At 72.4% G+C, this 20,705-nt stretch carries 13 protein-coding genes and 1 pseudogene; 7 read left to right on the forward strand and 7 right to left on the reverse strand.

What is annotated here, in order from left to right; translation table 11 throughout:
- Positions 1 to 73: 73 nt before the first annotated feature.
- From solA to AB6L24_RS13425, 4 genes are all read right to left on the reverse strand, one after another.
- The gene (solA, locus tag AB6L24_RS13410) at positions 74 to 1,261 is read right to left on the reverse strand and encodes an N-methyl-L-tryptophan oxidase (RefSeq protein WP_405655292.1); all 1,188 of its coding nucleotides are present in this window, start codon (positions 1,259 to 1,261) and stop codon (positions 74 to 76) included.
- Between the two features lie 5 nt (positions 1,262 to 1,266).
- Entirely contained in the window at positions 1,267 to 3,696 is a 2,430-nt protein-coding gene (locus AB6L24_RS13415; protein ID WP_405657148.1) for an FAD-dependent oxidoreductase, read from the reverse strand.
- Positions 3,697 to 3,818: 122 nt separating this feature from the next.
- A complete protein-coding gene (locus tag AB6L24_RS13420; RefSeq protein WP_405655294.1) occupies positions 3,819 to 4,904 on the reverse strand; it encodes an S-(hydroxymethyl)mycothiol dehydrogenase in 1,086 nt (361 codons plus the stop codon).
- Between the two features lie 488 nt (positions 4,905 to 5,392).
- A complete protein-coding gene (locus AB6L24_RS13425; RefSeq protein ID WP_030360381.1) occupies positions 5,393 to 6,136 on the reverse strand; it encodes an IclR family transcriptional regulator in 744 nt (247 codons plus the stop codon).
- A 348-nt stretch (positions 6,137 to 6,484) separates the two neighbouring features.
- Between AB6L24_RS13425 and AB6L24_RS13430 the strand changes: the two are divergent.
- Together AB6L24_RS13430 and AB6L24_RS13435 are read left to right on the forward strand one after the other, a co-directional pair.
- Positions 6,485 to 6,781, forward strand: a pseudogene (locus AB6L24_RS13430) (bifunctional 3-phenylpropionate/cinnamic acid dioxygenase ferredoxin subunit); the annotation flags it as partial.
- Positions 6,782 to 6,930: 149 nt separating this feature from the next.
- The gene (locus AB6L24_RS13435) at positions 6,931 to 8,331 is read left to right on the forward strand and encodes an NAD(P)/FAD-dependent oxidoreductase (RefSeq protein WP_405655296.1); all 1,401 of its coding nucleotides are present in this window, start codon (positions 6,931 to 6,933) and stop codon (positions 8,329 to 8,331) included.
- 78 nt (positions 8,332 to 8,409) lie between these two features.
- Here AB6L24_RS13435 and AB6L24_RS13440 read toward each other — a convergent pair whose 3' ends face one another.
- On the reverse strand, positions 8,410 to 8,967 hold the full coding sequence (locus AB6L24_RS13440; protein ID WP_405657150.1) for a hypothetical protein: 558 nt from the start codon (positions 8,965 to 8,967) through the stop codon (positions 8,410 to 8,412).
- A gap of 834 nt (positions 8,968 to 9,801) precedes the next feature.
- Here AB6L24_RS13440 and AB6L24_RS13445 point away from each other — a divergent pair.
- From AB6L24_RS13445 to AB6L24_RS13465, 5 genes are read left to right on the forward strand one after another with little or no spacing between them, the layout of a single operon-like run.
- Complete coding sequence (locus AB6L24_RS13445) at positions 9,802 to 12,933, forward strand: nitrate- and nitrite sensing domain-containing protein (protein WP_405655298.1); 3,132 nt, start codon at positions 9,802 to 9,804, stop codon at positions 12,931 to 12,933.
- On the forward strand, positions 12,930 to 13,370 hold the full coding sequence (locus AB6L24_RS13450) for a roadblock/LC7 domain-containing protein (RefSeq protein WP_030560569.1): 441 nt from the start codon (positions 12,930 to 12,932) through the stop codon (positions 13,368 to 13,370). The genes AB6L24_RS13445 and AB6L24_RS13450 overlap by 4 nt, the downstream gene beginning before the upstream one ends.
- A gap of 9 nt (positions 13,371 to 13,379) precedes the next feature.
- Complete coding sequence (locus tag AB6L24_RS13455) at positions 13,380 to 13,778, forward strand: DUF742 domain-containing protein (RefSeq protein WP_405655299.1); 399 nt, start codon at positions 13,380 to 13,382, stop codon at positions 13,776 to 13,778.
- Between the two features lie 25 nt (positions 13,779 to 13,803).
- Positions 13,804 to 17,454 carry a hydantoinase B/oxoprolinase family protein gene (locus AB6L24_RS13460; protein ID WP_405655300.1) on the forward strand — a complete coding sequence of 1,217 codons (3,651 nt, stop codon included), beginning with the start codon at positions 13,804 to 13,806 and terminating at the stop codon, positions 17,452 to 17,454.
- Between the two features lie 42 nt (positions 17,455 to 17,496).
- Positions 17,497 to 18,102, forward strand: coding sequence for an ATP/GTP-binding protein (locus AB6L24_RS13465; RefSeq protein ID WP_380860929.1), 606 nt, complete (start codon positions 17,497 to 17,499; stop codon positions 18,100 to 18,102).
- 109 nt (positions 18,103 to 18,211) lie between these two features.
- Here the strand turns inward: AB6L24_RS13465 and glpK are convergent, their stop codons facing one another.
- Entirely contained in the window at positions 18,212 to 19,732 is a 1,521-nt protein-coding gene (gene glpK, locus AB6L24_RS13470) for a glycerol kinase GlpK (RefSeq protein ID WP_405655301.1), read from the reverse strand.
- A 24-nt stretch (positions 19,733 to 19,756) separates the two neighbouring features.
- A complete protein-coding gene (locus tag AB6L24_RS13475) occupies positions 19,757 to 20,509 on the reverse strand; it encodes an MIP/aquaporin family protein (RefSeq protein WP_405655302.1) in 753 nt (250 codons plus the stop codon).
- Positions 20,510 to 20,705 lie beyond the last annotated feature (196 nt).

Raw genomic sequence — 20,705 nt, forward strand, 5'->3', positions numbered from 1 at the left:
TCCGTACTCCTCAGACGGGCGCCGCGGCGGGCGCGGGTCGCTCTGACGTGCGCCCCGGAGGGCGCGGTTTCGGTCAGACCGGTGCCGTGGCGGGCGCCGGATCCAGCGGGCCGGTGATCCGGCGGGGGTCGAACAGCTCGATGGGGTGTTCCGTGGTGCCGTCGAGCGCCAGGTCGGCGACGATCTCGCCGACCACCGGCACGAACTTGAAGCCGTGCCCGGAGAAGCCGCACGCCACCGTCACCGACTCCGGGTGCGCCGGATGGCGCGTGATGACGAAGTGCTCGTCGGGCGTCGTCGTGTACATACAGGTGGAGGCCTTCAACAGGCGCCCCGGGAGCAGCGGTATGTGCCGCGCGATGTGCTCGGCCATCGCCGCGACCTCGTGCGGATGGACCGTGCGGTCGATGGTCTCCGGAGTGCACACACTGCCGTTGCGGAAGAACGCGACCTTCACCCCGAGGTCGGGGCCGTCGATCGAAGGGAAGCCGTAGACCTGGTCGCCCGCCCGGTCCTCCCACACGTAGATCGGATGGTGCTCCGGCAGGAACGGGCCGACACCGCCCGTCGGCTGGAACCAGTACATGATCTGCCGCTCGATGGTGAACGGCACCCCCAGGTCCGCGAGCAGCCCCGGCGCCCACGCGCCCGGACAGATCACCAACTGCCCGGCGGTGTACGTGTCGTCGGCCGTGTGCACGCGCACGCCGTCCCGGTACGGCTCCCAGCGGGTCACCGGTTCCTCGAAGTGCAGGTCCGCGCCCTGGCGGGTGGCGAGCTGCAGATGCGCGGCGACCGTGTTCTCCGGTCGGACGAGGCCCGCGCGCTCTTCGTAGAGCGCCACTTCGTCGTCGCGCGGCGTCAGCGTCGGGAAGCGGCGGCGGATCTCGCGGGCGTCCAGCATCTCGTGTGGAAGCCCCCAGGTCTCGGCGGAGAGCCGCGCCCCGGAGACCACCCGCCCGTCCGGGCTGCCGACCATCACGCCGCCGCACAGGGTGGCGATGTCACGGCCGGTGTCCTGTTCGAGCTTGTCGTAGAGCTCGTACGCGCGCAGCAGCAGCGGTACGTACGCGGGGTCCTCGAAGTACGACTGGCGCGTGACCCGGGAGCCGCCGTGGCTGGAGCCCCGCTGGTGCACGGGGCCGAACTTCTCCAGGCCGAGGACGCGGGCTCCGCGCGCGGACAGATGGTGGGCGGCGGCGCTGCCCATGCCGCCCAGGCCGATCACGATCACGTCGTAGGTGGGGGTGGTGGGAGACACGACGGTCACCTCCGGATCCGGGTCATCTCGGGGTCGAAGAGCGGTTCGTCGGTGACGGTCGCGGAGACCTTCTCGCCGAAGTACTCGATGTGCGTGCTCGTCCCGGCCGCCAGGGGCGGCAGCCAGGCGTACGCGACGCAGCGGCCCAGCGTGTAGCCGTAGGCGGCGCTGGTGACGTAGCCGGCGGGCGCCGCGTCGCCCGGGGCCGTGTACACCGGCTCCTTGCCGAGGACCACGGCGGCCGGATCGTCGAGGAGGAGCGGGGTGAGCCTGCGGGTGAGGGGGCCGCGCCGCTCCAGCGCCGTGCGGCCCACGAAGTCGCCCTTGTCCATGCGGACGGCGAAGCCGACGCCCGCTTCGTAGGGGTCGTGCTCGGCGGTCATGTCCTGGCCCCAGGCGCGGTAGCCCTTCTCCAGGCGCAGGCTGTTGAAGGCGCTGCGCCCGGCGGCGACGACACCCAGGTCCCGCCCCGCCTCCCACAGCGTGTCCCACAGACGCAGGCCGAGGTCGGCGCTGGTGTACAGCTCCCAGCCCAACTCACCCACGTAGCTCAGGCGCATGGCCGTCACCGGGACATGGCCGACGTGGGTCTCGCGGGCCTTGAAGTAGCCGAAGGCCTCGTGCGAGAAGTCGTCGCGGGTCAGGGGCTGGACGAGGGCGCGGGCCAGCGGTCCCCAGACACCGACGCAGCACGTCCCCTGGGTGATCTCCCTGATGTGCACGTCGGCGGGCGCGTGCGACTGTAGCCAGGTGAGATCGGCGGGGGAGTTGGCGCCGACCTGGAAGCGGCCGGGGGCGAGCCGTGCCACGGTCAGGTCGGAGCGGATGCCGCCCGCCTCGTCGAGAAGGAGGGTGTAAGTGACCGAACCAGGCTTTTTGCGAAGGTTGTTGGTGGTCATGCGCTGAAGGAAGCCGAGGGCCCCGGGACCGGTGACCTCCAGGCGCCGCAGCGGCGTCATGTCGTACAGCGCGACCCGTTCGCGGGTGGCGCGCGCCTCGGCGGCGGCGAGCGGCGACCAGTACCGGCCGGACCAGCCGTCCCGCTCGGGCACGTCCACGTCGGCGGCGAGCGCGGCGTTGGCCTCGTACCAGTGCGGCCGCTCCCAGCCGCCGTCCTCCAGGAAGACGGCGCCCAGCTCCTGCTGGCGCGCGTAGAAGGGGCTGACGCGCAGGGGACGAGGCTCGTCCATCGGCTGGTGCGGGTGGATGACGTCGTACACCTCGACGAACTGCCGCGCGCCGCGCTCGGCCACGTAGGCGGGGGAGCGCTGGGCGTCCTCGAAGCGGGTCAGGTCGCAGTCGTGCACGTCGACGGCGGGCCTGCCGTCGACCATCCACTCGGCGACGGCCTTCGCCACGCCCGCGGAGTGCGTGACCCACACGGCCTCGGCGAGCCAGAAGCCGCGCAGCGCCGGGGCCTCACCGAGCAGCGGCATGCCGTCCGGCGTGAAGGAGAAGACACCGTTGAAGCCCTCCTCGACGGCCGACTCCTTGAGCGCGGGCAGCAGCCCGCAGCAGTCCTGCCAACTGGGCGCGAAGTCCTCCTCGGTGAAGGGGTACGAGGACGGCATCGCCAGGCCGCGGGCCACCGCGTCGTCGTACGCGGGCACGGCGAACGGGTCCACGGGCAGCGGGCGATGGGCGTACGAGCCGATGCCGACGCGGTCCGTGTGCTCACGGAAGTACAGGTCGCGGTCCTGGAAGCGGAGGATGGGCCGGGACGCCTCCGTCCGCGGGTCGTTGCGGCCCGCAAGCTCCGGCAGGGGGCGGGTCCGTGCGTACTGGTGGGCGAGCGGCTGCAGCGGTACGTCGACGCCCGCCATCCGGCCGATCACAGGCCCCCAGAAGCCCGCGGCCGACACGATGTGGTCGGCGGGGAAGGTGCCGCGGTCGGTGACGACGGCGGTGACGCGGCCCTCCGCGTGCTCGACACCGGTGACCGTGTGCCGCTCCAGGAAGCGGGCGCCTCGGCGGGTCGACCGGTCGAGTTGCGCCCGGCAGGCGAGCACGGCGCGGGCCAGGCCGTCGTCGGGTGTGTGCAGGCCACCGAGGACCTGGCCGGTGTCGAGCAGCGGCCACAGCTCCTTGCAGCGCGCGGGGTCGACCAGCTCGGCGCGCACGCCCCAGGACGCGGCGAGGCCCGCCTTGCGGTGCAGGTCAGCCCAGCGTTCCGGCGTGGTGGCCAGCTCCAGACCGCCGACCGGGTTGAAGCACGAGAGCCCGTCCACGGTGAGCTCGCCGAACTTCCGCACGGTGTAGGCGGCGAACTCGCTGAGCGTCTTGGACGGGCTGGTCTGGAAGACGAGCCCGGGCGCGTGCGAGGTGGAGCCGCCCGGGGCGGGCAGCGGCCCCTGTTCGAGGACGGTGACGTCGGTCCAGCCGCGGGCCGTCAACTCGTCGGCGAGGGAGCAGCCGACGATTCCGGCTCCGATGATGACGACTTTGGGGGTGGGGGCGCGCGTGCCGGTGAGTCCCTGGGCGCCGCCGGTTCCTGGCGTGCGGCTGGGGTCCGGGGCGTCGTGCACGCCGGGGGAGTGCGGGGCGGGTCGTACGCCGGTCACAGGACCACCACCGATCGCAGCACCTCGCCGCGCTGCATCCTGGCGAACGCCTCCTCGACCTCGTCGAGGGCGATCTTCTCCGTCACGAAGGCGCCGAGGTCGAGCCTGCGGCTGAGGTACTGGTCGACGAGCAGGGGGAAGTCCCGCGTGGGCAGACAGTCGCCGTACCAGGAGGACTTGAGCGCGCCGCCCCGCGAGAACAGGTCGATCAGCGGCAGCTCGACGGCCATCGCCGGGTCGGGCACGCCGACCTGGACGAGCACGCCCGCATGGTCGCGCATGGAGAACGCCTGTTTGTACGTCTCGGGGATCCCGACCGCGTCGATGGCGACGTCGACGCCGAAGCCGCCGGTGAGCCCGCGCACCGCCTCCACGGGATCGGTGCCCCGGGAGTTGACGGTGTGCGTGGCGCCGAAGCGGGTGGCCCCGTCGAGCTTGGCGTCGTCGATGTCGACGGCGATCACGCGCCGGGCTCCGGCGAGCGAGGCCCCGGCGATCGCGGCGCAGCCGACGCCGCCGCAGCCGATGACGGCGACCGTGTCGCCGCGGCCCACATTCCCCGTGTTCACGGCGGCCCCGTACCCGGCCATCACGCCGCAGCCGATCAGTCCGGCCGCCTCCGGCCGAGCCGCAGGGTCCACCTTCACGGCCTGACCCGCGGCGACGAGGGTCTTCTCGGCGAAGGCGCCGATGCCCAGCGCGGCGCTGAGGGGAGTGCCGTCGAGCAGGGTCATGGGCTGTGCCGCGTTGCGGGAGTCGAAGCAGTACCAGGGACGCCCGCGCAGGCAGGAGCGGCATGTTCCGCAGGGGGCGCGCCAGGCGATGACCACGTAGTCGCCGGGCACCAGGCCCCCGGCGTCGGCGCCGACCGCCTCGACGGTGCCGGCGGCCTCGTGGCCGAGGAGGAACGGGAAGTCGTCGGAGATCGCGCCTTCCCGGTAGTGCAGATCGGTGTGGCAGACCCCGCAGGCCTGCACGGAGACAAGTACCTCTCCCGGTCCGGGATCCGGCACGACGATCGTCTGCACCTCGACGGGTGCGCCCTTCTTCGCGGCGACGACGCCACGGACCTCGTGTGGCACGGCCAGGCTCCTCGACTTTGGGTCGTCTTGTTGCGTACTCCACGATCGGTTGCGCTATGAGAGACATCGTGAGAGCGACATCAAGGAGCCGTCAAGGGGCCGGAGTGAACCCTCGGCAAAACGCTATGCGTGTCGCGAAACGGGTCCGGCGGAGGTGTGGGCGGGCCTGCGGGGATGGGGGCGCTGGCCTGGCCCGGCCCGGCTCGGCCCGGCTGGGCGCGGTGTGGCGCGGGCCCGGGCGGCGGGGTGGCGGGCTGCGGCGCGATGTGCGGCGCGGCGGGGTGGCGCGCGGCAAGCGGTGCGGTGTGTGGTGCGGCGATGCGATGTGCGGCGCGGTGGTGCGGTGTGTGGGCGGGGGGGCGTGGCGTCCGGACTCCGGCGGGCGCGCGCCGCGACGTGGCGACAAGGAGGACGGGCGGGGCGCGTGGCGGACCGTGGGGCGGACGGGGGTGGGCCGCGCCCCTCCGCGGCCCCCTGCCCCGCGGCCGTCAGAACCCGTAGCCCATCCGCCGCGACAGCTCCACCGCCGCCGCGACCGTGCGCTTGGCCAGCTCGGTGAGCCGGTCCTCCGTCAGCCGGTACACCGGCCCGGACGCGCTCAGCGCCCCGATGACCTTGCCGTCGTGCGCCCGCACCGGCGCGGCCACGGCGGCGAGTCCGACCTCGAGCTCCTCCACGGCGATGGCGAAGCCCTGCTGGACGACGGCCTCCAGGTCGCGGCGCAGCGCCACCGTCCCGGTCACCGTGTGCTCGGTGATGCGGGGCAGCGTGCGGGCGATCTGGCCCTCGCGCAGGGTCGTCGGCAGGTGCGCGAGCAGGACCTTTCCGCTGGAGGTGGCGTGCAGCGGGGTGCGTCGGCCGAGCCAGTTCTGGGCGGTCACGGACGCGGGCCCGCGGGCCTGCATGATGTTGACCGCGGCGTCGTCGTCGAGGACGGCGATGTTGACCGTCTCGCCCAGTTCGTCGGCCAGCTCGCGGCAGACCGGGCCGCCCTCCTGGGAGATGTCCATCCGCACGGCCGCCGCCCCGGCGAGGCGCAGGACGCCCGCGCCGAGGAAGTACTTGCCGCGGTCCTTCGCCTGCCCGACGAGACCGCGGTTCTCCAGCACGCCGAGCAGCCGGAACGCCGTCGACTTGTGCACGCCCAGCTCGTCGGCGATCTCCGTGACCCCGGCCTCGCCGTGCCGGGCGAGGATCTCGAGGACGCTCACCGCGCGGTCGACGGACTGCACGGAACCGGCGGGAGCCTTGGCCTGTGGCTCACGCGCCTCCCGGGGCTTCCCGGGTTCTTCCTCGCGCCCTTCCCGGCGCTCCTCCTGGGCTGCTCCCTGGTGCGGCTCCTCGTTCTGGCCAGGCTGTTTCCGCGTGCGGGTCATATCTCAACTCTCACCACTCGGCGGCCTCTCGGAGCCGCGTCCCAGGGAGCCCCTTGACGCGATGGGCATCCCACCGGATTCTGTTGCGCATAGCGCTCTCTGGTGCGCCATATGAAACTTCATGCTACCGAAGAGTCCTTGGCCCGAACGGTCCCGGACCGTGCCGACAGATCCCACCGGGCCGACAGATCCAGAGGAGGGCCCGTGATTCCCGTCTGCCGCCTTGAAGACCTCCCTGCGGGCGAGTCCGTCCGTCTCGACACCACACCCCCCGTCGCGGTGTTCAACGCCGACGGCGCGCTGTACGCCGTCGACGACACCTGCAGTCACCAGGACGCCTCCCTCTCCGAGGGCTGGCTGGAGGGCTGTCTGGTCGAATGCCCGCTGCACGCCGCCTCATTCGATCTCCGGACCGGAGAGCCGACGTGTCTGCCGGCCCGCCGCGCGGTGCGCACCCACCGCGTGAGCGTGGTCGACGGAACCATCCATGTCCACCTGACCGACCCGACCGAGACCCCCGTCCCGGCCTCCGCTCCCCTCACGGCCGCCGCCTCCTTGTCCGCGCCCTCCTCCCTCGCGGCCTCCGCCCCCGCCTCCCTCGCCGCCTCCGGCCCCGGGCGAGGCTCGTCGACCGGTGAGGGGTCCGCCGCATGAACACCATCACCGTCGTGGGCGCCTCCCTCGCCGGTCTCTACGCGGCCCGCGAGCTGCGAGCCCAAGGCTTCGACGGTCGCCTCGTGATCGTCGGCGCCGAACCCCACCTGCCGTACGACCGCCCACCCCTCTCGAAGTCATTCCTCACGGCTGCGGGCACAGCCGCAGCCAGGGCCACGTACAGCGCCCCGGGCGCAGGCGCAGGCGCGGACGCGGGCACGGCCACGGGCGCGTCCGAGACCAGCGCCACGGACGGCGCCACCGGCCCCGTCCCGGGCCCGGGCGCGAAGCCCGGCCTCATGACCGGCCCCGCCCCCGCACCCTCCGCAGCATACGAATCCGCCCCAACCGACCAACTCGCCCTCACCGACCCCGAGGAGATCGCGGACCTGGCCGCCGAATGGCTGCTCGGCGTGCACGCGACCGGCCTCGATCAGCACGGCCGCGCCGTCCTCCTCGACGACGGCCGCACGGTCGTCACCGACGGCGTGGTCGTCGCGACCGGAGCGTCGGCCCGCCGCCTGCCGGGCCCCCGGCCCGCGGGCGTCCACACCCTGCGTACGCTCGCCGACGCCCACGCCCTGCGCGCCGACCTGACCCGTGGCCCACGCCGCGTCGTGGTGATCGGCGGCGGCTTCATCGGCGCCGAGACCGCGTCGTCGTGCGTCGCCCTCGGCCATGACGTCACCGTCGTCGAGGCCGCCCCTCTGCCCCTGATTCCCCAACTCGGCCCCGAAATGGCCCTGTTCTGCGCCGACCTGCACCGAAAGGGCGGCGCCCGCCTGCTCACCGGCACGGGCGTGGCGGGCCTGCACCGCATGGCCCCCGCCGCCCCGCCCGGCGCCACCGTCCCGGGGAACCCCCGGCCCGACACCTCCGGCCACGTCACCGCGGTCGAGCTGTCCGACGGCCGCGTCCTCCCCGCCGACGTGGTCGTCGTCGGCATCGGTGCCACCCCCAATACCGGCTGGCTCTCCGGCACTTCGCTCGCCGTGGGCGACGGCGTCCTGTGCGACGACGGCTGCGTCACCTCGCTCCCGCAGGTGGTCGCCGTGGGAGACGTCGCCCGCGTCGGCGGCGTCCGCGCCGAACACTGGACGAGTGCGACGGAACAACCCCGCGTCGCCGTCCGCAACCTGCTCGCCGCCCGCACCGTGGAGTCCGTCAGCGCGCTGCCGTACTTCTGGTCCGACCAGTACGGCTCCCGCATCCAGTTCGCCGGACATCGCCCCGCCGACGCCACCGTACGGATCGCGGAGGGCGGTCCGGACGACGGCGGTTTCCTCGCGCTGTACGAACACGCGGGCCGGGTGACGGCCGCGCTCGCGGTCGACTGCGCCCGCCCGTTCATGAGGACGCGACGAGAGCTGCGCGCCCGACAGGCAACAGCTGCCTGACCCCGGCCCCACCCACCGCCAACAGCCCCGACCGTTGTCGCCGACCCGCCGACCCGCCGACCCGCCGACCCGCCGCGCTCAGGAGTGCGACAACTGCCCCTGTCCGCCCGGGCTCCGTATGCCCTCCTTGGCGCGGCCGGCCACGCGTGCCTGGCGGCGGGCGCGTCGCCGCTCGCGCCGGAGCCTGCGTGCCGTGCTGCTGGGCGTGGAGACCACGCCGTTGCGCTGGTTCCACACCTGGCGGGTCACCCAGACGTCGCACACGCCCCACGTCGCCACGACCGTGCTGGCCACGCTGCTCAGGACCATGGGGAAGGCCAGCCAGGACTCGGCCATCGCGCAGAAGAACGCCGTCATCGCCTGGATGAGCGTCAACGACACGATGAGCACGGCCCGCACGGCCGCCTTGCGGACGGGGTCGGGCAGTCGCGGCCGCCGCGCGGGCTCGTCCACCCACAGCGGCCGCCGCTCTGCGTACTCACCGTCGTCCAGCGCCTCGAAGTGGCCCCGCCGCTCCCACACCTCCGCCGAGTCACGGCCGTCCGCAGGGTCACGACCCTCCCCGGACTCGCGGCCGTCCGAACTCCCGGACCCCGCAGTCCGGTCCGCGCTCCTCGGCTCGGCGCGCCGCTCCAGGGCCTTGGCCTCGGCGCGCCGCCCCGAACCCTTCGACTGCCCGCGCCCCTCGGCCGCTCCGGCCCGGCCGTCCCGGGAGCCGTCGCTCGTTCTCTCCGCGAGCCGTGTGGCGGAAGCCGTCCCGGCTGACCGCCGCCCCGCCGACTCCTTGTCCTTGTCCGCCGCTTCGGTGCTCGTGGACTTCTCGGACGTCCCGCTCGCCGACTCCCGCCGGCGCTCTGTCGTACCCATCAACTTGTCACTCCCCCCGCTGTCCTGCCCCAGCCGCTGCCCTGCCCGTGCCTCGCGGCCGGCCGATCGAGAGCTCTCATGTCCGACTCTCCGCTTGCTGCCCGTTTTACGCTGCTTTACGCCATGCCGCCAGGGCCTGGCCGCGCAGCCGTCCGCCGTCCCCGTACGTGTCGCCGTACTCGTCGCCTCTGTCCGGCCCTCGCGCCCTCGCACCTTCCGGCGCCCGCACCACCCAGCCCCCGTGTGCACCCGCTCTCGTACTGATCGACGAATGAGCGCCACGGAAGATTCCCACCTTCGACGACAGATCCCCCCGGATGTAGAGATCCCCATTCGGCGCGATCGGTTCCGCACAGCGAACAGTTCAGGCCAACTGGGCCTGGTGGTACGGGTGATGGGCTCGACCGGCATGTGGCACATGCGGGAGACAATCTCCCCCAATGGGCGGACAACTATGGATGCCCCTTTCGCGTCACGGCTGAAAAGCGTCCGGACGTCCCTTCGAGTTGCACGTGTCTCAGTAGTAGGCTCGCGCCGTTTGTTGACGCACATGCGTGCCCCCGGCCGAAGCGCGGCTGTGAGGGGCCCGATCTGGGGGAGGCCATGCGCTTTCGCGGGAAGTCAATCCGCCGGAAGATCGTGGCATTGCTGCTCGTGCCGCTCGTGTCCCTCACGGCGATCTGGGGCTTTGCCACCTTCCTCACGGGGCGCGAGGCGAACAAGCTCATCGACACGGCGTACATCCTCGACGACCTGGCAAGACCGCTCCAGGACACCGTCGAGGTGGTGCAGGAGGAGCGGCGCCAGACCCTCGTCTATCTGGCCGACCCCCGTGCGTCGGACGCGCTCGCCGCGCTGCGCCGCAGCCGAGGGGCCACCGACAAGCTCGTCGCCAAGATCGAGTCCAAGGCCCGAAACTCCGACGCCCGTGAGGTCCTCGACGGTCAGTCGGAGGAGCGCCTGAGCGTCGCCCTCGACTCCTTCAAGGGACTCGACGCGCTGCGCCGCACGGTCGAGGAAGGCACGATCAGCCGGGACAAGGCGCTGAAGATGTACACGCGCCTGACCGACCCCTGCTTCGGCTTCCTGATGACGCTGAACGCCCTCGACGACGTGGGCGTCACCGCGGAGGGCCGGGCGCTCGTCGGCGTCGGCCAGGTCCGTGAACTGCTGTCCCGTGAGGACGCGTTGATCGGATCCGCCCTGGTCGCGGGCACTGTCACCAAGGGCGAGGTCCGCCAGGTCTCCGACCTCGTGGCGCAGCGCGGTGTGCTCCTCGACAACAGCCTCACCCAGCTCCCGAACAGCGAGCGGGCCCGCTTCGAGCGCTACTGGAACGGCGCCGAGACGAGCCGTCTGCGCGACGCCGAGCAACTGCTGATGGACTCCGGCGGGGGCACCCCCCGCGCGGTCACGTCCAGCGACTGGGACCGCGAGTCGGACAAGGTCCTCACCGGCCTCGCCGACCGCACCGACGACGCCGTCGACCGGCTGCGCGACCGCGCCCGGCCTCAGGCCATCAGCGTCATCGTGCAACTGGCCGTCGCCGGTGTGCTCGGCCTGCTCGCCGTGCTCCTGTCGCTCTTCCTCTCCGTACGCATCGGCCGCAGCCTCATCCGTGACCTGCGCCGCCTGCGCCTGGAGGCTCACGAGGCCTCCGGTGTCCGGTTGCCCGGACTGCTGCGCCGTCTCGCGGCGGGCGAGCAGGTCGACGTGGAGACCGAGGCACCGCGCCTGACCTACGACAAGGACGAGATCGGGCAGGTCGGCCAGGCCCTCAACACCCTGCAGCGCGCCGCGGTCGAGGCCACCGTCAAGCAGGCCGACCTGCGCCGCGGCGTTTCCGAAGTGTTCGTCAACCTCGCCCGCCGCAGTCAGGTCCTGCTGCACAAGCAGCTCACGCTCCTCGACGCCATGGAGCGCCGCACCGAGGACACGGACGAGCTCGCCGACCTCTTCCGTCTCGACCACCTCACCACCCGTATGCGGCGGCACGCCGAAGGCCTCGTCATCCTCTCCGGCGCCGCCCCGTCCCGGCAGTGGCGCAAGCCCGTCCAGCTCATGGACGTCGTCCGCGCCGCCGTCGCCGAGGTCGAGGACTACGAACGCATCGAGGTGCGCCGACTCCCGCGCATCGCCGTCACCGGCCCCGCGGTCGCCGACCTCACGCACCTGCTCGCCGAACTCCTGGAGAACGCCACGGTGTTCTCGCCCCCGCACACCGCGGTGCAGGTCCTCGGGGAGCACGTCGCGAACGGCTTCACCCTGGAGATCCACGACCGGGGCCTCGGCATGGCCTCCGAAGCTCTCCTCGACGCCAACCTCCGCCTCGCCGAGACCCCCGAGTTCGAGCTGTCCGACACCGACCGCCTCGGCCTCTTCGTGGTCAGCCGCCTGGCCCAGCGCCAGCGCGTCCGCGTCTCGCTGCAGCCCTCCCCGTACGGCGGCACCACCGCCGTCGTGTTCATACCGGAGTCGCTGCTCACCGACGACGTGCCCGACACCGGAGGCGTCGGCTTCCGCCTCGACCGGCCGCAGCCGCAGAAGGCCGTGGGCGGCACCACGCACGACCGCGACGCCGCCCTCGCCCAGACGCCCGTCGAACTGCCCGGCCTGCCCGCATCCCTCCTGGACGGACCGGTCGAGCTGGAGGCGCCCGTCGGCATGGCGGGACTCGACGGCTTCCCGGGCGCCCTGGAGGACGAGGACAGCGAGCGCGGCGGCCTGTTCCGCCCGCGCCGCCGCGTCGGCGAGACCGCCGGGGAGCAGCACCAGCAGGCCCGTGACGCCCGCGAGCCCGACCTCGGCGAGCCCGTCCGCGCCACGGACTCCGCGGGCCACGACGCCCTGCACCCCGACGAGCCCCTCGACGACGAGCCCGCCCCGGGCGGCACCGTGCCCCTGGCACGCCGCCGCACCCCGAAGCTGGTCTCCTCGCACGGCCGCCGCGTGGGCCCCGCCCGCACCCGTGACACCGACGTCGGCCCTGCCCGCGACACCGACACCGCCGACCCGGACAGCGACAACGCCCGCCGCGACACCGGGTGGCCCGGCCGCGGCCCCGCCCGGGAATCCCGGCCCCTGGGCCAGGCACCCACCGACACCCGGTCCGACGTCGGCCCCGCGCGCGAGGCACTCGACAAGCGCGTACGGGACGGCCTCGGCACCCCGGCGCGCGCCCCCCGGGACACCTCGGACTCCAACGGCGGCGCGGGCGTCGACCTGCCGCGCCGCCCCAGGACGGACACGGGCTGGCCCGACCTCACACCGCCGCGCCCTCTGGGCCCGGACACCCCGTCCGACCCGCAGCCGCTCCTGCCCCGCCGCCGCCCGATGACGGACGCGCCGCGTGCCACCACCCGCACCGAGACAGCGCCCGGTGCGGACCGGGCGGCAAGGACGGACAGAGGACCCATGGACCGGGCCGCAGGCAGCACGGACACGCCGCCCCGGACGGCGGGCAACGATCAGGGCGCGCCGACCGCCGGCGGGCTGCCCCGCAGGGTCCGCCAGGCGAACCTCGCCCCGCAGCTGAAGGACAGCCCGGACCGCCGCACAGAGCTGGACACGACCCCGGCGAGGGCCGGAGCTGAGGAGCGCGACGCCGACGAGGTACGCAGCCGAATGGCTTCGCTCCAGCGCGGCTGGCAGCGCGGCCGTGAAGAGAACGCCGTGGGCGATGACGTCCCGGACGGCGCAGCACCAGGAACCACATCTGAGGGGGACGGTCGATGACCGCACCGAAGGCCGACGCACGCACCACCGCGACCGGGGGATCGGGAGAGCTGAACTGGCTCCTCGACGACTTGGTGGAGCGCGTCGCCAGCATCCGCAAAGCACTCGTGCTCTCCGGGGACGGCCTGCCCACGGGCGTGTCGAAGAACCTGACCCGCGAGGACAGCGAGCACCTTGCCGCCGTCGCGTCCGGATTCCACAGCCTGGCCAAGGGCGTGGGGCGCCACTTCGAGGCGGGCAAGGTCCGCCAGACGGTGGTCGAGCTGGACGACGCCTTCCTCTTCGTCACGGCGGCGGGCGACGGCAGCTGTCTCGCCGTCCTCGCGGACGCCGACTCCGACGTCGGCCTGGTGGCGTACGAGATGACGCTGCTGGTCAAGAGGGTGGGTGTGCACTTGGGTTCGGCGCCGCGCACGGACCTGCCCACGGGAGGGTAGTGGGAGGGCATGAGCGACGACGGTCAGGCCGCTATGCCTCACTGGTTCGACGACGACGCCGGTCCGGTGGTGCGCCCGTATGCCATGACACGGGGCCGCACCACCAGCCCCGCCCAGCACCGCCTCGACCTGATCGCGGTCGTGATCGCGGAGTCGCACGCCGAGGAGACGGAGGCCGACCAGACGCTGTCCCCGGAGCACGTGGACATCGTCGGCCTGTGCCGCGACACCCCGCAGTCCGTCGCGGAACTCGCGGCGGAACTGGACCTTCCGATTGGCGTGATCCGCGTCCTCATCGGTGATCTGGTGGACGACCAACTGGTGCACGTGACCCGCCCCGTACCCCCCGCCGAGCTGCCGGACGAGAGTATTCTGCGCGACGTGATCAACGGCCTCCGGGCGCTCTGAACAGCGCGAAAGCGGGGATTGAGACGTGACAGGCTGGCAGTTCTGGGTCGACAGGGGCGGTACGTTCACGGACGTCGTCGCGCGCCGCCCGGACGGCGGACTGCTCACCCACAAGCTCCTGTCGGACAACCCCGCGCGCTATGCCGACGCGGCGGTCGCGGGCATCCGGGAACTCCTCGCCCGGGCGGGCGAGCAGGGCGCCGACCCCGCGCGCGGAGCCGGCGACGTCCGCATCGACTCCGTCCGCATGGGCACCACCGTCGCCACCAACGCCCTCCTGGAGCGCAAGGGCGAGCCCACCGCCCTCGTCATCACCCGCGGCTTCCGGGACGCGCTGCGCATCGCCTTCCAGAACCGCCCCCGGATCTTCGCCCGTGACATCGTTCTCCCCGAAGAGCTCTACGACCGCGTCATCGAGTACGACGAGCGGGTCGGCGCCGACGGCGAGGTCCTGCGCGCCCCCGACCTCGACGGCCTCGCCGAAGCCCTGCGGGGGGCCCATGCCGACGGCATCCGCGCCGTCGCCGTCGTGTGCGTGCACAGCCATCTGTACCCGGCCCACGAGCAGGCGGCCGGTGACCTCGCGCGCCGCGCCGGATTCCCGCAGGTCTCGCTCTCCAGCGAGGTCAGCCCCCTGATGAAGCTCGTCCCGCGCGGCGACACCGCGGTCGTCGACGCCTATCTGTCGCCCGTCCTGCGGCGCTACGTCCAGCACGTCGCCGCCGAACTCCAGGGCGTGCGGCTGATGTTCATGCAGTCCAACGGCGGACTCGCGGACGCCGGACAGTTCCGCGGCAAGGACGCCGTCCTCTCCGGGCCCGCCGGCGGCATCGTGGGGATGGCCCGCATGTCGAGGCTCGCCGGGTTCGACCGGGTCATCGGCTTCGACATGGGCGGAACGTCGACGGACGTGTCGCACTACGCCGGGGAGTACGAGCGGGTCTTCACGACACAGATCGCGGGCGTACGCCTGCGCGCCCCCATGCTCGACATCCACACCGTCGCCGCGGGCGGCGGCTCCGTGCTGCACTTCGACGGCAGCCGCTACCGCGTGGGCCCCGACTCGGCGGGCGCGGACCCAGGACCCGCGAGCTACCGCGGCGGCGGGCCCCTGACCGTCACCGACGCCAACGTCGCCCTCGGCCGCATCCAGGCGGCCCACTTCCCCCGGGTGTTCGGCGCCGACGGCGACCAGCCGCTCGACGACGCGCTCGTCCGCCGCAGGTTCACCGAACTCGCGCGGGAGATCACCGAGCGGACCGGGGACGACCGCACCCCGGAGCAGGTCGCCGAGGGCTACCTCCGGATCGCCGTCGCCAACATCGCCGCCGCCGTCAAGCGCATCTCGGTCCAGAAGGGCCACGACGTCACGCGCTACGCCCTGACGACGTTCGGCGGCGCGGGCGGCCAGCACGCGTGCATGGTGGCGGACTCGCTCGGCATCCGCACCGTCCTCGTACCTCCCATGGCGGGTGTCCTTTCCGCGCTCGGCATCGGCCTCGCCGACACGACGGCCATGCGCGAACAGTCCGTGGAGGCACCCCTGGAGCCCTCCGCGATGCCCCAGGTCCACAAGACCGCCGACGACCTGGAGACCGCCGCCCGCGCCCAGCTCGCCGCCGAGGACGTGCCGGCCGACCACGTGCACGTCACACGCCGGGCCCACCTGCGCTACGACGGCACCGACACCACGCTCACCGTCGAGCTGACCGACCCCGCCGCCATGACCCGCGCCTTCGAAGAACAGCACCGCGCCACCTACTCCTTCACCCTGGACCGCCCTGTCGTCGTCGAAGCCCTCTCCGTGGAGGCCACCGGCCGCACCGAACCCCCGGACCTGTCGGTGCTCGGCCCGACCACCGCGCGCGGCGGCACGCGGACCGTGCGCCTGCACACGGGCGGCTCCTGGCGCGAGGTGCCCCTGCAACGGCGCGAGGAACTCCCGCCCGGGGAGCGGGTCACCGGACCCGCGATCATCACGGAGTCCAGCGCCACCACGGTCGTCGACGAGGGCTGGAGCGCGGCCACGACCGACGACGGGCACCTGGTCATGGAACGGGTGGCAGCGCCCGCGAGTTCCGACGCGACGACGGAAGCCGACCCGGTCCTCCTCGAAGTCTTCAACAACCTCTTCATGTCCATCGCCGAGCAGATGGGCGCCCGCCTGGAGTCCACCGCCCAGTCGGTGAACATCAAGGAGCGGCTTGACTTCTCCTGCGCCCTGTTCGACCCGGACGGCAACCTCGTCGCGAACGCCCCGCACATCCCCGTCCACCTAGGCTCCATGGGCACCAGCGTCAAGGAGGTCATCCGCCGCCGCGGCACCGCCATGCGGCCGGGCGACGCCTACGCGGTCAACGACCCGTACCACGGAGGCACGCACCTCCCTGACGTCACCGTCATCACCCCCGTCTTCGACACCCCCGGGGAGCGGATCCTCTTCTACGTGGCCTCGCGCGGCCACCACGCGGAGATCGGAGGCATCGCGCCCGGCTCCATGCCCGCGCACAGCCGCACCATCGACGAGGAGGGCATCCTCTTCGACAACTGGCTGCTCGTCGAGGCCGGACGCTTCCGCGAGGCCGAGACCCTGAGCCTGCTCACGGAGACCCGCTACCCCTCCCGCAACCCCGCCACGAACCTCGCCGACCTGCGCGCCCAGATCGCCGCCAACCAGAAGGGCGTCGACGAAGTGGCCCGCATGATCGGCGACTTCGGGCTCGACGTCGTCCAGGCCTACATGCGGCACGTCCAGGACAACGCCGAGGACTCCGTGCGCCGCGTCATCGACACTCTGGAGGAGGGCGAGTTCTCCTACGAGACCGACTCCGGTGCCGTGATCCGGGTGCGTGTCTCCGTAGACCGCGAACAACGCACGGCGACCGTCGACTTCACCGGCACGTCACCGCAGCTGACCACCAACTTCAACGCCCCCTTCGCCGTGGTCAACGCCGCCGTCCTGTACGTCTTCCGCACCTTGGTCGCCGACGACATCCCCCTGAACGACGGCTGTCTGCGCCCCCTGCGGATCATCGTGCCGACAGGGACCTTCCTGTCGCCAGAGCCGCCCGCAGCCGTCGTCGCGGGCAACGTGGAGACCTCGCAGGCCATCACCGGCGCCCTCTACGGAGCGCTGCGCGTACAGGCCGAGGGCTCCGGCACCATGAACAACATCACCTTCGGCAACGACCGGTACCAGTACTACGAGACCGTGGCCTCCGGCTCCGGCGCGGGCGACGGCTTCCACGGCGCGTCCGTCGTGCAGACCCACATGACGAACTCGCGGCTCACCGACCCCGAAGTCCTCGAATGGCGGCTGCCCGTCGTCCTGGAGGAGTTCGCGGTCCGCGCCGGCAGCGGCGGAGACGGACGCTGGCGGGGCGGGAACGGCGCCGTGCGCCGCATCCGCTTCCGCGAGCCCATGACCGTCTCCACGCTGTCCCAGCACCGCGTGGTGCCGCCCTACGGGATGGCGGGCGGCGAGCCGGGCGCGCTCGGCTCAGGGCGCGTGGAGCGCGCCGACGGCAGCGTCGTACGGCTCGACGGCAGCGACTCCGCCGACGCGGGCCCCGGCGACGTACTCGTGATCGAAACCCCCGGAGGCGGCGGGTACGGGCCACCGGCCCAGGAACCATCCGGCCCAGCGGCCGCCCCCGAAGCACCTCACCCCAACTGACGCACGCGACACCACTGATGACTGATGCAGGAGAAGAGAGCAATGATCTTCAAGCGTTCTGAGCGCGGTACGGCCCCTGTCGAGCCGGTCACGCTGAAGATCCTGGTCGCGGGCGGTTTCGGCGTCGGCAAGACGACCCTCGTCGGCGCGGTCAGCGAGATCAAGCCCCTGCGCACGGAGGAAGCCCTCAGCGAGGCCGGACGGCCCGTCGACGACACCAACGGCGTCCCGGGCAAGCACACCACCACCGTGGCCATGGACTTCGGCCGGATCACCCTGCGCGAGGACCTGGTCCTCTACCTCTTCGGCACCCCGGGCCAGGACCGCTTCTGGTTCCTGTGGGACGAGCTGGCGACCGGGGCGCTCGGGGCCGTCGTGCTCGCCGACACCCGCCGCCTGGAGGACTGCTTCGCCGCCGTCGACTACTTCGAGCGCCGCTCCATACCCTTCGTCGTCGGCGTCAACTGCTTCGAGGGCGCGACGCGTTACCCGTCCGACGCCGTCCGCCACGCCCTGGACCTCGACGAGAGCACTCCTGTGGTGCTGTGCGACGCCCGCGAGAAGGAGTCGGTGAAGGAGGTCCTGATCGACGTGGTCGAGCACGCGATGGCGATCGGTGCGGCTGCCAGGCAGCCGGTCGCGACCTGACGCGACGACCGCCCGGGCAGCGGCCGGGACGGCCCGTACCCTCGCCGACCGGGGTACGGGCCGCGCACCGGGCACGCCTGAGCCGGGGCGAACGGCCTCGGCGGGCGCCTCAGCCCTCGCCGTCGTCGTGCCAGCCGAAGCTGCGCTCGACCGCCTTGCGCCAGTTGCGGTACTCGCTCTCGCGCGCGGTGTCCGCCATCTGCGGCGTCCACTCGGCGTCGCGCTGCCAGTGGGCCTTCAGCTCGTCCAAGTCGTTCCACACGCCCGTCGCGAGCCCGGCGGCGTACGCGGCGCCCAGACACGTCGTCTCGGACACCCGCGGCCGGATCACGGGCACACCGAGGACGTCGGCCTGGTGCTGCATCAGCAGATTGTTCTTGGTCATGCCGCCGTCCACCTTCAAGGTGGTGATGCGCACCCCTGAGTCCTGGTACATCGCGTCGACGACCTCACGGGTCTGCCAGCTCGTCGCCTCCAGGACCGCACGCGCCAGGTGGGCCTTGGTGACGTAGCGCGTGAGGCCGGTGACGACACCGCGCGCGTCGGAGCGCCAGTACGGCGCGAAGAGGCCGGAGAACGCGGGCACGATGTACGCGCCGCCGTTGTCGTCCACACTCGCGGCCAGGGACTCGATCTCGTCGGCGCTGCGGATGATCCCGAGCTGGTCGCGGAACCACTGCACCAGGGCTCCGGTGATCGCGATGGAGCCCTCCAGGCAGTACACGGGAGCCTCAGAGCCGATCTTGTAGCCCATGGTCGTGAGCAGGCCGCTCTTGGACGGCACGGGCCGGTTGCCGGTGTTGAGCAGCAGGAAGCTGCCCGTCCCGTAGGTGTTCTTGGCCGTCCCGGTGTCGTAGCAGGCCTGTCCGAAGATCGCCGCCTGCTGGTCGCCGAGCGCGGAGGCGACGGGCACGCCCGCGAGCTGCCCGACGGCCGTCCCGTAGCACTCGGCCGACGACCTGATCTCCGGCAGGACGCTCTCGGGGACGTTCATCGCCGACAGGATCGAGGAGTCCCACTGCAGGGTCTCCAGGTTCATCAGCATCGTGCGTCCGGCGTTGGTGACGTCGGTGACGTGCACACCGCCGTCGGTGCCGCCGGTGAGGTTCCAGATGAGCCAGGAGTCGATGGTGCCGAAGGCGATGTCGCCGCGCTCGGCGCGCGCCCGCAGCCCGGGGACGTTGTCGAGCAGCCAGGCCGCCTTCGGACCGGAGAAGTAGCTCGCCAGCGGCAGCCCGGTCTGCTCGCGGAAGCGGTCCTGGCCGTCGGCGCCGCCCAGGTCGTTGCAGAGCGCCGACGTCCGGGTGTCCTGCCAGACGATCGCGTTGTGCACCGGCTTGCCCGTGGCGCGGTCCCACAGGACCGTCGTCTCGCGCTGGTTGGTGATGCCGAGCGCGCTCAGCTGGTCCGCGCGCAGCCCTGCCTTGGCGACGGCGCCCGCGACCACCGCCTGCACCTTGGACCAGATCTCGGTGGCGTCGTGCTCCACCCAGCCGGGCTTGGGAAAGATCTGCCGGTGCTCACGCTGGTCGACGGCGACGATCGCGCCGTCCCGGTTGAAGATGATGCAGCGGCTCGAGGTGGTGCCCTGGTCGATTGCGGCGACGAATTTCTCGGAGCTGTCCGTCATGGCTACCCCTTGGAGGAAGGCTGCTCAGAAGGCTGCGTTGTAGATGAGTCCCGCGAGGAGCCCGCCGATCAGCGGCCCGGCGACCGGCACCCAGGCGTAACTCCAGTCGGACGTGCCCTTGTTCGGGATGGGCAGGAAGTGGTGCACGATGCGCGGACCGAGGTCACGCGCGGGGTTGATGGCGTAGCCGGTGGGTCCGCCGAGCGAGAGACCGATGCCGACGACGAGGAACGCGACGATCAGGATCTGGGTGCCGGAGGTGCCGAGGCCCTTGGTGAGCCCGAAGGCGAGGATGGGTAGGACCAGGCCGACCGTCCCGATGATCTCGGTCAGCAGGTTCGCCACCGGGTTCCTGATCTCCGGGATGGTGGAGAAGATGCCGAGGGTCGGCGTGGGACTGTCCGTGCCCGGCGCGGCCTTGGTCCCGCGGGTCACGTTGGCGTTGAACTGCGCGAGATAGACCAGGTACGCGAGGACGGCGCCCAGCATGGCGCCGATCATCTGCCCCGCCAGATAGATCCAGACCTTGTCCCACTTGTCGGTGTCGACGGCGATGCCGAGGGTGACGGCCGGGTTGAGGTGGCCTCCGGACAGCGGTGCGGCAGTGTACGCGCCCGCCATCACGCCGAAGCCCCAGCCGAACGCGATGACGATCCACCCGGAGGCCTTGGCCTTCGAGTGGTTGAGGGTGACGGCGGCGCACACGCCGGCGCCGAAGAGAATCAGAATCGCGGTGCCGATGATCTCACCGACGAAGATGTCCCCATTCGAGTACATGGCGGCTCCTAGGCCTTCGCCCGGGGTGGTGGGCCCCGGTACTCCGTGCAGGGTTCGTTTCCCACGACTACTGCCCGGCCAGCGCCAGCCGCGTCAGCCGAAGGCAGGGGAGTCCCGCGCCCCGCCCGGCCTCGGTGACGAGCGTGCCGTCACAGTCGAATCGCCCATGGGGGATGCCCGTTGAACTGGCTCGTTG

It is taken from the genome of Streptomyces sp. RK9, from assembly GCF_045070545.1.
Classification (GTDB): domain Bacteria; phylum Actinomycetota; class Actinomycetes; order Streptomycetales; family Streptomycetaceae; genus Streptomyces; species Streptomyces alboflavus.

Coding starts and splice junctions, on each gene's coding strand:
- AB6L24_RS13435 (WP_405655296.1), top strand. CDS start 6,931: ATGAACACCATCACCGTCGTGGGCGCCTCCCTCGCCGGTCTCTACGCG.
- AB6L24_RS13475 (WP_405655302.1), bottom strand. CDS start 20,509: ATGTACTCGAATGGGGACATCTTCGTCGGTGAGATCATCGGCACCGCG.
- AB6L24_RS13445 (WP_405655298.1), top strand. CDS start 9,802: ATGCGCTTTCGCGGGAAGTCAATCCGCCGGAAGATCGTGGCATTGCTG.
- glpK (WP_405655301.1), bottom strand. CDS start 19,732: ATGACGGACAGCTCCGAGAAATTCGTCGCCGCAATCGACCAGGGCACC.
- AB6L24_RS13450 (WP_030560569.1), top strand. CDS start 12,930: ATGACCGCACCGAAGGCCGACGCACGCACCACCGCGACCGGGGGATCG.
- AB6L24_RS13455 (WP_405655299.1), top strand. CDS start 13,380: ATGAGCGACGACGGTCAGGCCGCTATGCCTCACTGGTTCGACGACGAC.
- AB6L24_RS13465 (WP_380860929.1), top strand. CDS start 17,497: ATGATCTTCAAGCGTTCTGAGCGCGGTACGGCCCCTGTCGAGCCGGTC.